This window comes from Nocardia sp. NPDC003345, from assembly GCF_053589395.1.
On the sequence record NZ_JBSFRU010000047.1, the window covers coordinates 1 to 13,181 of the forward strand.

At 69.3% G+C, this 13,181-nt stretch carries 9 protein-coding genes; all 9 read left to right on the forward strand.

Features of this window, described 5'->3' with window-relative positions; all coding sequences use genetic code 11:
• Positions 1-1,545, forward strand: a 1,545-nt coding sequence (gene secD / locus ACWDU1_RS08455) for a protein translocase subunit SecD (RefSeq protein WP_449996773.1), incomplete at its 5' end; no start/stop codon positions are given.
• A gap of 2 nt (positions 1,546-1,547) precedes the next feature.
• The gene (gene secF / locus ACWDU1_RS08460; protein WP_449996775.1) at positions 1,548-2,738 is read left to right on the forward strand and encodes a protein translocase subunit SecF; all 1,191 of its coding nucleotides are present in this window, start codon (positions 1,548-1,550) and stop codon (positions 2,736-2,738) included.
• A 20-nt stretch (positions 2,739-2,758) separates the two neighbouring features.
• On the forward strand, positions 2,759-4,444 hold the full coding sequence (locus tag ACWDU1_RS08465) for an ABC transporter substrate-binding protein (protein ID WP_449996777.1): 1,686 nt from the start codon (positions 2,759-2,761) through the stop codon (positions 4,442-4,444).
• A gap of 27 nt (positions 4,445-4,471) precedes the next feature.
• Entirely contained in the window at positions 4,472-5,044 is a 573-nt protein-coding gene (locus ACWDU1_RS08470) for an adenine phosphoribosyltransferase (RefSeq protein WP_449996778.1), read from the forward strand.
• 173 nt (positions 5,045-5,217) lie between these two features.
• Positions 5,218-6,795, forward strand: a complete 1,578-nt coding sequence (locus tag ACWDU1_RS08475) for an ATP-binding cassette domain-containing protein (protein ID WP_449996780.1) — start codon at positions 5,218-5,220, stop codon at positions 6,793-6,795.
• A 175-nt stretch (positions 6,796-6,970) separates the two neighbouring features.
• Complete coding sequence (locus tag ACWDU1_RS08480) at positions 6,971-9,361, forward strand: RelA/SpoT family protein (RefSeq protein ID WP_449996782.1); 2,391 nt, start codon at positions 6,971-6,973, stop codon at positions 9,359-9,361.
• A gap of 297 nt (positions 9,362-9,658) precedes the next feature.
• On the forward strand, positions 9,659-11,302 hold the full coding sequence (locus tag ACWDU1_RS08485) for a cutinase family protein (protein ID WP_449996783.1): 1,644 nt from the start codon (positions 9,659-9,661) through the stop codon (positions 11,300-11,302).
• 57 nt (positions 11,303-11,359) lie between these two features.
• Positions 11,360-12,277, forward strand: coding sequence for a hypothetical protein (locus ACWDU1_RS08490; protein ID WP_449996785.1), 918 nt, complete (start codon positions 11,360-11,362; stop codon positions 12,275-12,277).
• A gap of 14 nt (positions 12,278-12,291) precedes the next feature.
• Positions 12,292-13,161 carry a MinD/ParA family ATP-binding protein gene (locus tag ACWDU1_RS08495; RefSeq protein ID WP_449996786.1) on the forward strand — a complete coding sequence of 290 codons (870 nt, stop codon included), beginning with the start codon at positions 12,292-12,294 and terminating at the stop codon, positions 13,159-13,161.
• Positions 13,162-13,181: the final 20 nt, after the last annotated feature.

A 13,181-nucleotide genomic window follows, 5' to 3' on the forward strand; every position in this document is an offset into this window, starting at 1 on the left:
TACATCCGGCCGGTACTGCAGGCCGCGCCGGCCCCGACCGCCCAGCCGGGGCAGCCGGGACAGCCCGCCGCGCCCACCGCCCCCGGGGAGCCCACCGCGCCCGCGCCCGCCGACGGATCGGTGCCGCCGGGAGCGGTGCCCGAGGGCGCCGTCCCGGAGGGCGCCGCGCCCGAGGGATCGGCCCCGGCGGGTGAGGCGCCCGCCGACGGAACCGGCGCAGGCGCCGAACAGCCGGCCCCCGCCGAAGAGACCCCGGCGGCGGCCGCGCCGATCTCGGCCGAGGAACTCGACGTGCGCCCGGCGCAGGCGCCCGGCACCCCGATTCCGGATACGCCCGCGCCCGGCGAGCCCGCCCCGGCCCCCGCGCCCGGTGAGACGGCGCCCGCCCCGGCCCCCGGCGAACCGGCTCCATCCAACGAATCGCTGAGTCCCCAGGAACAGGTCCAGCAGGAGATCGAGGCCGCCAAGACCATCCGGCAGAGCACCGATCCGACCATGCAGCAGCTGGCCATGCAGGCGATGGACTGTTCCGCGCCGGATCCGCTGGCCGGTAACGACGACCCGAATCTGCCGCTGGTGACCTGCTCCACCGACGGGACCGAGGTCTTCCTGCTCGACAAGAGCCGCATCGACGGCCAGGAGATCGCCGACGCCACTTCCGGTTTCAACACCGAGCAGTCGCGGCACGAGATCAATCTGGAGTTCAAGGGCGGCGGCAGCGATGCGTGGGCCTCGCTGACCGGCGAATACGTTCAGCAGCGTGTCGCGTTCGTACTCGACTCCCAGGTCGTCAGCGCCCCGGTCGTCCAGCAGGGCCCCCAGCTCGGCGGCCGGACCCAGATCTCCGGCAATTTCAACGCCTCGAGCGCCCAGGACCTCGCGAATACGCTCAAATACGGTTCGCTGCCGCTGTCGTTCCAGACCTCCGAGGCCGAGACCGTGTCGGCGACCCTGGGGCTGTCCTCGCTGCGCGCGGGCCTGATCGCCGGCGCGGTGGGTCTGGTCGTGGTGCTGCTGTACTGCCTGGTCTACTACCGGATGCTCGGGTTCCTCACGGCGTTGTCGCTGATCGGATCCGGTATCGCGGTGTACGGGATCATGGTGCTGCTGGGGCGGTGGATCGGGTTCACTCTCGACCTCGCCGGTATCGCGGGCCTGATCATCGGTATCGGTATGACCGCCGACTCCTTCGTGGTGTTCTTCGAACGCATCAAGGACGAGATACGCGAGGGCCGAAGTTTCCGGTCGGCCGTGCCACGGGGCTGGCAGCGCGCCCGCAAGACCATCCTGTCCGGTAACGCGGTGAGCTTCATCGCCGCCGCGGTGCTGTACGTCCTGGCCGTCGGGCAGGTGCGTGGGTTCGCCTTCACCCTCGGGCTGACCACCATCCTCGACGTGGTGGTGGTGTTCCTGGTGACGGCACCGCTGGTGCATATCGCCTCCCGCTCCGCCTTCTGGGCCAAACCCTCGGTGAACGGGCTCGGCGCGATGCAGCAGCTCGCCCGTGAACGCAAGGCGGCCGAAGCCGCGGTCGGGAAGGCGTGACGATGAACAGCCCCGTGACGATGGACAAAGCCCAGCCGTCCGCCGGCGCCCGGCACAGCTGGATGAATCGCCTCTACACCGGCACCGGTGTACTCGATGTGGTCGGCAACCGCCGCCGCTGGTACCTGATCACCGCCGTGATCGTGCTGATCTGCCTGGCCAGTATCGCGCTGCGCGGATTCACCTTCGGGATCGATTTCGTCGGTGGATCACGGATCCAGCTGCCGGCCGCCGGGACGAGCACCGAACAGGTCGAGCAGGTGTACACCGAGGCGATCGGCTCCGATCCCGAATCGGTGCAGACCGTGGGCACCGGTGACGGCGCGACGATCCTGATCCGCTCCGAGACCCTGAACGCCGATCAGCTGAACTCGCTGCAGAGCGCGTTGTTCGAGGAGATCCAGCCCCGCGATTCGAACGGGAACCCGAGCCGTAACGCGATCAGCGCCTCCGATGTCAGTGAGACCTGGGGCGGCCAGATCACCCGGCAGGCATTGATCGCGCTCGCGGTGTTCCTGGTCCTGGTGAGCGTCTACATCGGTATCCGCTACGAACGGGATATGGCCTTGGCGGCGCTGGCCGCCCTGGTCTTCGACCTGCTGGTCACGGCGGGGGTGTACTCGTTGGTCGGGTTCGAGGTGACCCCGGCGATGGTGATCGGCATGCTGACCATCCTCGGCTTCTCGCTCTACGACTCGGTGGTGGTGTTCGACAAGGTCGAGGAGAACACCCGCGGTGTCCTGCACACCAACCGGCGCACCTACGCGGAACAGGCGAACCTGGCGATCAACCAGACCCTGATGCGATCCATCAACACCACGATCATCGGCGCGCTGCCGATCATCGGCCTGATGGTGATCGCGGTGTGGATGCTCGGGGTGGGAACACTGCAGGATCTGGCGCTGGTCCAGCTGGTGGGTACGCTCGTCGGCGCCTACTCGTCGATCTTCTTCGCCACTCCGCTGCTGGTATCCATCAAGGAACGCTGGGGACCGGTGGCGGCGCATACGAAGAAGGTCCACTCCCGGCGGGCCGCCGCGGCCGCCGGACGCCCGGCGCCGGGCCCGGAGCGCAACGGCACCCCGGGTCGCCGGCCCGCTCCCGGCGAGGGACAGCAGCGACCCCGCACGACCGGTGCGCCCGGGCCCCGGCCCGGAACGCGCCCGACCGGAAAACGACAGAGGCGGCACTGACAGACGAGGGGTAGGGATCGATGCGACAGTCCCATCTGCGCCGTACGATCGCGCTGCTCGCGGCCGCCGCCGCGGCCGCCGCACTGGTATCGGGCTGTTCCGGTGCCGATCAGGTCCCGTCGATCGGCTACGCCGTCGACACCACCGTCACCAGCTACAACGGCGGTACCACCGCGGGTTCGGCCTCGGCGCAGGCCGTGTTCGGCCGGGTGCTGACCGGGTTCTTCTACACCGGACCCGACGGGCAGCCGGTGGCCGATTCCGATACCGGTACCGCCAAGGAGGTACCGGGCGAGGCACAGACCATCCAGTACCGGCTGAACCCGAAGGGCGTCTACTCCGACGGGGTGCCCACCTCGTGTGATGATCTGGTGTTCACCTGGGCCGCGCGCAGCGGCCGGGTGCCCGGGTTCGATTCGGCGAGCACCGCCGGATACGAGGATGTCGAGCGGGTCGAATGCCAGCCCGGGTCCAAGGACGGCACCGTCGTCTTCCGGCCCGGCCGCCGCTATATGCCGTGGCGGACGCTGTTCGGTGCCGGTGAGCTGATGCCGGCCCATATCGCGGCACAGGCCGCGAACGTGCCCGATATCGTCGGCGCGGTACAGCGGGACGACCGTGACGCGCTCGGCCGGCTGGCGGAGTTCTGGAACAAGGGCTGGGATCTGGCGCCGGGTGACCTCGACGCCACTCGTTTCCCGTCGTCCGGGCCGTACCGGGTCGAATCCTTCGACGCCGACGACGGTCTGGTGCTGGTCGCCAACGAACGGTGGTGGGGCCGGGCGCCGGCGACGGGTCGTATCGTCGTCTACCCGAAACCGGCCGATCTCGCCGACAAGATCGAGGGCGGGGCGGTGGCCGTTGCCGATATCGGGGCCGGTTCGCTGCCCGATCTCGACCTGAGCGCCTATGCCGTCCAGCAGCTGCCGAGCCGCGGTGTCGAGCAGTTGGTACTCGGCACGCGCGGAGTGTTCGAGCAGTCCGCCGCGCGGCGGGCACTGGCTCTGTGCGTTCCGCGTCAGGCGCTGTTCGACCAATTGGGCCGGGTCACCGACGCCCCGGAGGCCGGGCTGGGGTCGGGGATGTCGAATTCACGGACGGTGCAGCAGGATTCGCTGTTCTATCCGGCGGTGACCGGCGCCGCCGACCCCTATGCCGGGGGCGATATCCCCGGTGCGAAGGCGGCGCTGGCCGAGACCGGGCAGAAGACGCTCACCGTCCGGGTCGGCTATCTCGCCCCGGATGCCCGCCGGGCCCGGACCGTTTCGATGATCGCCGAGGCCTGCCGCGGCGCGGGCATCACGGTGCAGGACGCCGGTACCCCGGATTTCACTCCGGCGCAGCTCAGCGGTGGCGCGGTCGACGCGGTGCTCGGCGGCCCGGGCGGGGCGCCCGGGCCCGCGGGCTCACTCGACGGCCGGGAGGACGTGGGTGGCCTGCGCAGCGGCAGCGGGCTCAATATCGGGCAGTTCCGCAACGGCCGGTACGACGCGATCACCGATCAGCTCGCCGGTGACGACGATTCGACCGATCAGCTGAATCTACTGACCGAGGCCGAGAATCTGCTGTGGTCGCAGCTGCCGACCGTGCCGCTGTTCGCGACGCCGCGCACCATCGCGTTCGGCGGTGGCCTGCAGAACGCCATCCCCGGCCCCACCCGGGCCGGTTCCGGATGGAATATGGATCAGTGGGTTCTGGAGCGGTGACCCGGCGCCGGTGACGGAGGAGTGTGGATGAGCAAGCATTCGGCGGCCGAACCCGCCACCGAGGTGACCGCGCGCACCGATCAGGCGGCCGAGCTGGTCCGGCGGCACACCCGCTGGGCCGACGACTTCCCGGAGCCCGGGGTGAAATTCGCCGATCTCACCCCGGTTTTCGCCGATCCCGAGGGGTTCCGGACGGTGGTCGACTGCCTCGCGACCCTGGTACCGGATATCGATCTGGTCGCCGGTGTCGATGCCCGGGGTTTCCTGCTCGGCGCGGGGGTGGCCGCGACGCTGGGCACCGGCGTGCTCGCGGTGCGTAAGCGCGGCAAACTCCCGCCACCGGTCGTCACCCGCGAATACGAGCTCGAATACGGTACGGCGGCCCTGGAGGTCCCGGCGACGGGGGTGGCGCTCGAGGGCAGGCGGGTGCTGCTCCTGGACGATGTGCTGGCCACTGGCGGCACCCTCGCCGCCGCGGCGGATCTCTTCGGTGCGGTCGGCGCCCGGGTGGTGGCGGCGGCGGTGGTGCTGGAGATCGAAGCGCTGGGCGGGCGGGCCCGGCAGGGGGATTATCCGGTGACGGCGATCGTCACCGTCTAGAAACCGGCCGGAGTGACTCGGACGATAATCGCTGGCGCCGGTACTTCCGCCGGAGTAGGTTGGCGGTCGTCTTGTTCCCGATGATCGGAGCCGCCGTTGCTCTCATGAGGTAGTCGCTCGTGCGGCCCGCATACCGCGCGTCGCGTTCGCACCGATACCTCGAGGGGCACGCCATGGCCGCTATTTCTTTTTCCGATCTCACTTTCTCCTGGCCGGACGGAACACCGGTATTCGACGGGCTCGACGCGGTGCTGGGTCCGGGCCGGATCGGGCTCGTCGGGTCCAACGGTGCCGGCAAATCCACGCTGCTGCGCTTGATCGCCGGTGCGGAGAAGCCCGCGCGCGGTTCGATCACCGTCACCGGTGAACTCGGATATCTGCGGCAGGATCTCGGGCTGTCGGTGGGGCGGCGGGTGGACGAGGTGCTGGGTATCGCCCGGGTACGGGATTCGCTGCACCGGATCGAGTCCGGGGCCGCCGCCGACGCCGATTTCGAGACCGTGGGCGCCCGCTGGGATGTCGAGGAACGCGCGGTGGCCCTGCTGGGGCGCCTCGGTCTGGAGTATCTCGCCGGATCCACGCGACATCTGGACCGGCGGCTGGACACCCTGTCGGGCGGCGAGACGGTACTGCTCGGCCTGGTGGCCGAACTGCTGGCCGATCCGGAGGTGCTGCTGCTCGACGAGCCCACCAACAACCTGGACGCCGACGCGCGAAATCGGTTGTACGAGGTCCTCGCCCAATTCGGCGGCACGGTTCTGGTGGCCGGGCACGACCGGGAACTACTGGAGCGGATGGATACCGTCGCCGAGCTACGTGGGGGCGGGCTGCGCCTGTTCGGCGGACCGTTCGGAGAGTACGAGCGGATCATCGAACAGGAGCAGGAGGCCGCACGCGGCGCGATCCGCGACGCGCGCGGTGAGGTACGCAAGCAGTCCCGCGAATTGGTGGAGACCCGGATCAAACTCGACCGGCGCCGGCGATACGGGCAGAAGATGTTCGAGAACAAACGTGAACCCAAGATCATCATGGGGGCGCGTAAGCGGCAGGCCCAGGTCGCGGCCGGCAAATTGCGTAACAACCACATCGAGAAGGTGGAGCAGGCCGAGGAGCGGCTGGAGCAGGCCGAGGAATTGCTCCGCGACGACCGGGAGATCCGGATCGACCTGCCGGATACCAGGCTCTATCCGGGGCAGCGGGTGATCGCGCTGGAGGAGGTGACGCTGGCCAACGGCCCGGTCGTCTCGCTGACGGTGGACGGCCCGCAGCGGCTGGCGATCACCGGCCGCAACGGGGTGGGTAAGACGACCCTGCTTCGCCGGATCGCCGCCGAGGGACCGTGGGTGCCCTGGCGGATGCTGCCGCAGCGGCTGGACCTGTTCGACGAGAACGCGACGGTGTACGAGAACGTCGCGGCGGGCGCCCCGCACGCCGATCCGGAGCTGATCCGCGGCCGGCTCGCGCGGTTCCTCTTCCGTGCTGCCGCCGCGGATGTACCGGCCGCGGCGCTGTCGGGCGGTGAGCGGCTGCGTGCCGCCTTGGCCATGCTGCTGCTCGCCGAACCGGCACCCCGGCTGCTGATCCTCGACGAGCCCACCAACAACCTCGACCTGGTGAGCCTCGGGCATCTCACCCAGGCCCTGGCGGCCTTCCGCGGCGCGCTGATCGTGGTGAGCCACGACGGGCGGTTCCTGGACGAGATCGGCATCACCCGGCGTGCCGAACTGACATCGGAAGGGCTGCGGGAATGACCGCGTACCCGGGCGCGCCGGGAAGGCCGGGCTCGAATACGGTGTTCGTACGGGTGAGTGGCCATATCGATAGGTGTCGATGCTGTTGCTGTGGGGTTTCCCGTGGTGCTGTGGGGGCTAGAGTTGGTGGTCTGGAACGTTGCGGTGACCGGCCGTGGCAGGGAGAGGTGGTGGCATGACTCAGCATCTGGGTGAGACGAATGTCGAGCAGACGTCCGGCTCACCGGCCAATGGTGCTTCCACCCCCGCTCCCGCCGCCGGCGCGCGCCGTGACAGCGAACCGGAGCCCGGCCGCCAGTCCGGCGCGGTCCCCAGTTCGGCCTCCCGCCGGGTCCGGGCCCGGCTGGCCCGGCGGATGACCGGTCAGCGCGGTATCCCGGCGGTGAAGCCGGTTCTCGAACCGCTGGCCACGGTGCACCGGGACCTGTATCCGAAGGCGAATCTCACCCAGTTGCAGCGGGCGTTCGACGTCGCCGACGAACGGCACGCCACCCAGTTCCGGAAATCGGGCGATCCCTACATCACCCACCCGCTGGCCGTCGCGAATATCCTCGCCGAACTGGGGATGGATACCACCACCCTGGTCGCGGCGCTGCTGCACGACACCGTCGAGGACACCGGGTACACCCTCGAGCAGCTGACCGCCGATTTCGGGCCCGAGGTGGCCCATCTGGTCGACGGTGTCACCAAGCTGGACAAGGTGAACCTGGGCGCGGCCGCCGAGGCCGAGACCATCCGCAAGATGATCATCGCGATGGCCCGCGACCCGCGCGTCCTGGTGATCAAGGTCGCCGACCGGCTGCACAACATGCGGACCATGCGCTTCCTGCCGCCGGAGAAGCAGGCGAAGAAGGCCCGGGAAACGCTCGAGGTCATCGCCCCGCTTGCGCACCGGCTCGGGATGGCGACGGTCAAATGGGAACTCGAGGATCTCGCCTTCGCGATCCTGCACCCGAAGAAGTACGACGAGATCGTGCGGCTCGTCGCGGATCGTGCCCCGTCACGCGATACCTACCTCGCGAAGGTGCGCGCGGAAATCGTCAATACCCTGGCCGCTTCCCGTATCCCGGCGACCGTCGAGGGCCGGCCGAAGCACTACTGGTCGATCTATCAGAAGATGATCGTCAAGGGAAAGGATTTCGACGATATCCACGATCTGGTGGGTATCCGGATCCTCTGCGACGAGGTCCGCGACTGCTATGCCGCCGTCGGCGTGGTGCATTCGCTGTGGCAGCCGATGGCCGGCCGGTTCAAGGACTACATCGCCCAGCCCCGGTACGGGGTCTACCAGTCGCTGCACACCACGGTGGTGGGACCGGACGGTAAACCGCTCGAGGTGCAGATCCGCACCCACGATATGCATCGGACCGCCGAGTTCGGCATCGCCGCGCACTGGCGCTACAAGGAGACCAAGGGCCGTCACTCCGGTGATTCCGCCGAGGTCGACGATATGGCCTGGATGCGGCAGCTGCTCGACTGGCAGCGGGAGGCCGCGGATCCGGCCGAATTCCTGGAATCGCTGCGGTTCGACCTCAAGGCCCCGGAGATCTTCGTCTTCACACCCAAGGGCGATGTGATCACCCTGCCGCAGAAGTCCACCCCGGTGGACTTCGCCTACGCCGTGCATACCGAGGTGGGGCACAAATGTATCGGCGCGCGGGTGAACGGGCGGCTGGTCGCGCTGGAGCGCCAGCTGGAGAACGGTGAGGTCGTCGAGGTCTTCACCTCCAAGGCGCCCAATGCCGGCCCCAGCCGCGACTGGCAGAGTTTCGTGGTCTCGCCGCGGGCCAAGGCCAAGATCCGCCAGTGGTTCGCCAAGGAGCGCCGCGAGGAGGCCCTGGAGAACGGCAAGGAGCAGATCAACAAGGAGGTCAAACGCGTCGGGCTGCCGCTGCAGCGGCTGATGAACGTCGACGCCATGACCGCCGTCGCGCACGAGCTGCATTACGGCGATATCTCCATGCTCTACACCGCGGTCGGTGAGCATCAGGTCTCGGCGCGCCATGTCGTCCAGCGGCTGATGGCCCAGCTGGGCGGGATCGGCGATGTGGAGAACGAACTCGCCGAAAGGTCCACGCCTTCCACCACACCGCCGCGACAGCGCCTCAGCGGCGATGCGGGCGTGCTGATCCCCGGCGCCGAGGGCACCGTCGCGAAACTGGCCAAGTGCTGTACGCCGGTTCCGGGCGACGAGATCATGGGATTCGTCACCCGCGGCGGTTCGGTCAGCGTGCACCGGGTGGATTGCACCAACGCGGATTCGCTGCGGGACCAGTCCGAGCGCATCATCGAGGTGGAGTGGGCGCCGTCACCGCATTCGGTGTTCCTGGTGGCCATCCAGATCGAGGCGCTGGACCGCACCCGGCTGCTCTCCGATGTCACCAAGGTGCTCGCCGACGAGAAGGTCAACATTCTGTCCGCCTCGGTGACCACCCACGGCGACCGGGTCGCGATCAGCAAGTTCACCTTCGAGATGGGCGATCCGAAGCATCTGGGACATCTGCTGAACGTGGTCCGCAATGTCGAGGGCGTCTACGACGTCTACCGGGTGACCTCCGCCGCCTGAGTGCGGTTCGGGTGCTTCGCGGCGGCCCGGTGCCGGACGCGGATCGGTTACGCCGCAACAGCGTCCGGCGGGCGTTTCGGGGTCTTGGCAGTGTTGCCCGGGTTGCCGGAAATTCATAACGTTCGGGCCTCGACGCGCCGCGTCGTGTGCTGTAGCGGCTGGCGGGTTGCGTAAACTCTTCGCCGCGTCTGCGGTCATAGCCGGAATCTGTTACCGTCTATTGCGTTTCGTCGCGCTCGGTAACTGCGGTAGGACTGATTGCGGGTCGCTATGGCTGGATACACAAGATTCTCGGGGATGCTGATCGCACTCACCGTCGCTGTGGCGACCGTGACGGCAGGTGGCCACTCCGCCCACGCTCAACCGCCGAACCCGGCGGGCCCCGCGACGGAACTCTCGGTTTCCTCGTGTCCGGCGCTCTACGCGCTCGGTATCCAGGGCACCGGCGAATCCTCGCCGGACGCCGCGCCCACCACCGATACCGGCATGCTGTCGACGGTGTTCCGGCCGCTCATGGCCGCCGCGCCCGACAAGGGCCTGGTGGATCGCGCCTACGTGCCCTACGAGTCGAGTTTCGGCGGTGTGGACGGCGGTAGCGCCACACCGTATTCGGATTCGGTGACCGGTGGCCTGATGCGGTTGCGCAGTATGGCCGCCTCGGTGGCCGAGCGCTGCCCCGAGACCCGGTTCGCGATCGTGGGGTACTCCCAGGGCGCGCATGTGGCATCGGTGTTCGCCCAGGAGGTCGGGCAGGGGCAGGGGACCTTGCCGCCGGAGAAGATCGCGGCGGTGGCGCTGATCGGCGACCCGACCCGGAATCCGGGCGCGCCGTTGTTCCCCGGCGCTCCGGGCAAGGCGAACCCGGACCCGGCGCCCGGTACCGAGGGCACGAAGATCGCGGAGATCGCCGCCCTCGCGCAATCTCCCGCGACAGGTGGCGGTATCGCCCCGAACCGGGATTCCGCGGAGAACTTCGGCGCTCTCACCGGCCGGGTCGCGAGCTTCTGCGCGGCGGGCGATCTCGCCTGCGACGCGCCGGAGGGCGCTCCGATCCTCAAGGCGGTGGCCGGGGTGGTCGGGCAGATGAAACTCAGCGGCGGTGATCCGATCGCCTCGCTCACCTCTATCGCCCAGGCGCTCGCCTTCACCTCGATCAAAACCGCCACCAAGGTGGTCAACGAGGACATCTCGGGCACCTCACTGGCGACCCTGAACATCTCGCCGAAGAAGTCGATCTCGCAGCGGCTCGCCGATGCCGCCGATCCGCGTACCCCGCTGGATATTCCGGGGGCCATGCGAGCACTGCTGAAAGTGGGCATGATCGGGCTCAACGCGGTGGTCACCGTGGTGCGAACGGTGCTGAATCCGACCGCGATCGCCGAACTGGCCACCGCCGGCCTGGCGAACCCGCCCGCCGCGCTGCTGCTGCTGGGAACCAAGCTCCTCGGCGCGATTCCGCAGCTGATCCCGCCGACCACCGGTATCCGGCTGGTGAGCCAGTCGTTCAACGCGGTGATCGAGAACATCACCGACAACAGCGAACTGCTCAACACCACCACCTGGGTGCGGTACTGGGACACCATTCAGCGCCACCAGGCCTATGGCAACGCGGCCATTTCGGCCACCGGCGACGCGCCGACGCGGTTCATCGCGGACTGGTTCGCCGCCGCCGCGCGAGATCTCGCGGCGGTGCACGGAAGTGGGCACGAACCGGTCTCCGGCGAGGTCACGCCCCCGGCGGGCAGCGCTCCCTACGCCGGTGTACCGCCCTCCGGCGGAATCTCCGGGGCCGAGCCCGGCGCGTCTCCCGCGCCTGCTCCGTCCGGTACGGGACAATTCCCATTTGGGACAGGAGCCGACGGTGCCTCCTCGGACGCGCCGCCGGTCGCCCCGCCCCTGGCACCCCCGACAACCGAAACCGACTCGTTCTCCGTGAACTGATCGCCGAGAGGGATCGATGATGCGACATCACGTGCCCGGCGCCACGGGAATGGGGGAATGTTGAAGTCCTACAAAAAGCTCGACAGATGGTACGGTCCGCTCGAACCCGAGGGGGAGGGCGACGCGGACACCGCCGCCCGCGCGGCCGGCCGCGATATCGCCGCCGGGCCCGATGAAGGTCCGGCCCGCTACCCCGACTACATCCCCGAGGCCGGCAGCGCTTCGGCTGCGCCCGCCCCCGACCCCGCGCCCGCCGAGCTCTCCGGCCGACGCAGCGATTTCACCGGTGGCTGGTCCGATTGGGTGGATGCGCCGACCCGGGATCGCGACGGTGACGTGGTCCGGTTCCCCTGGCCCGACGACGACGAAATCGACGAACCCGCCCGGATCGGCCGTACCCCCGCCCGGCTCCGGGATGCGACACCGGGACGCCGGGCCCGGCGGTTGCGCACCTTCGGTGTGCTGGTCGCCGCGGTCGTCCTGCTCGGCGTCGCCACGGCCGTGGTGCTGTACCTGCTGTCGCCCGGCACGCCCGGAGCCGCCGGTTCCGACGACGGTGCGGGCCTGCGGTTCACCTCCGGTGCCGCCGGGGCGATTCCGGTCGCCGCCCGGTGTCCCGACGAACGATCCGGGGCCGTGGTCCGCGGCGCGGGCCCCGGCGGCACCGATTCCGGGCCGGATACGATCCTGCGTTTCCAATACGCCTACTACGTGCAGCGTTCCGGTATCGAGGCGCACGCCGTGGTGGCGCCCGGTGCGCCGGTACCGCCCGCCGAGGTGATCCAGGCCGGAATCGACAGTGTGGCCACCGGAACCGGCCACTGCGTCCGGATTGTGACGGGTGCGCCCGGTGAGCATACGGTCGAGGTCACCGAGTACCGGCCCGGAGGCGAGCCGGTCACCTACAGCAGGCAAACGGTCACCACCGCGGTGGTCGACGGCCGCACCCTCATCACGGGTATTTCGGCCGGATAGAGGAGAGTGCAGCGATGGGAGAGGATTGGAGCCGCTGGCTCGATACCGCACCGGATTCCGGTGCGGCGGACGAGGCGGACGGAACCGGCAGGGCATCGGTGGTGCGGTTGCGCGGCGAGGGTCGCGTCCGTGCCGCCGGTGCGGCCCGGCCGATCCTGGTGGTGGGCGGCTGCGGCGGCGCCGGGACCACCACCACCGCGCTGGGCCTGGCCGGTGAACTCGGCCTCGGCGGAACCGATACCGTCGCCGTCGACGCGACACCGGCGGGCGGCGATCTGGCGCTGCGGGGCGCTGACGAGCATCTGCATCCGATCAGCCTGCAGCAGTGGCTCTACGGCCGCGGTGACGACGAACCGGCCCCGTTGAAGGAATGTATGTCGCGGGCGACGTCGGGTATCGGGCTGCTGTGGCGCGACGCCGCGCCGCTGCGCCGCCGGGCCAGCTATCTCACCGTGGCCCGCGCCGTGGACCAGGCCGGGTACACCGGCGTCTACGACGGCGGCAACCCCATCGCGAGCCGGCAGTTGCGCCCGCTGCTCGACGATGCGGATATCGCGCTCGTCCTGGCCATCCCGGCCCGCACCGACGCCGCCAACCGCCTGCGGGTGACCCTGGAATGGCTCGACGACGAGTACGACGACGCGGCCGAGCCCATGGGCGGTGGCATCGTGGGGGACACCACGATCGTCATCTCCCATCAGCAGCCCGGCGCCGACTCCCGGGTGGCCGAGCATCTGCGGGAGCATCTGTCCGGATGGGTCCGGGAGATCGTCGAAGTGCCCTACGATCCGCATCTCGCGCGCGGCGAACTCGTCCGTCACCTCGACCTGGCCGCCGAGACCCGGCAGGCGTACGAGACGCTGCTGGCGGGGATGTCGTCATGAGGCGATACCTCCGCGAGCAC

What these genes read in the sequence shown, in the direction of transcription:
- secF (WP_449996775.1), top strand. Translation starts at nt 1,548, where the DNA reads ATGAACAGCCCCGTGACGATGGACAAAGCCCAGCCGTCCGCCGGCGCC.
- ACWDU1_RS08465 (WP_449996777.1), top strand. Translation starts at nt 2,759, where the DNA reads ATGCGACAGTCCCATCTGCGCCGTACGATCGCGCTGCTCGCGGCCGCC.
- ACWDU1_RS08470 (WP_449996778.1), top strand. Translation starts at nt 4,472, where the DNA reads ATGAGCAAGCATTCGGCGGCCGAACCCGCCACCGAGGTGACCGCGCGC.
- ACWDU1_RS08475 (WP_449996780.1), top strand. Translation starts at nt 5,218, where the DNA reads ATGGCCGCTATTTCTTTTTCCGATCTCACTTTCTCCTGGCCGGACGGA.
- ACWDU1_RS08480 (WP_449996782.1), top strand. Translation starts at nt 6,971, where the DNA reads ATGACTCAGCATCTGGGTGAGACGAATGTCGAGCAGACGTCCGGCTCA.
- ACWDU1_RS08485 (WP_449996783.1), top strand. Translation starts at nt 9,659, where the DNA reads ATGCTGATCGCACTCACCGTCGCTGTGGCGACCGTGACGGCAGGTGGC.
- ACWDU1_RS08490 (WP_449996785.1), top strand. Translation starts at nt 11,360, where the DNA reads ATGTTGAAGTCCTACAAAAAGCTCGACAGATGGTACGGTCCGCTCGAA.
- ACWDU1_RS08495 (WP_449996786.1), top strand. Translation starts at nt 12,292, where the DNA reads ATGGGAGAGGATTGGAGCCGCTGGCTCGATACCGCACCGGATTCCGGT.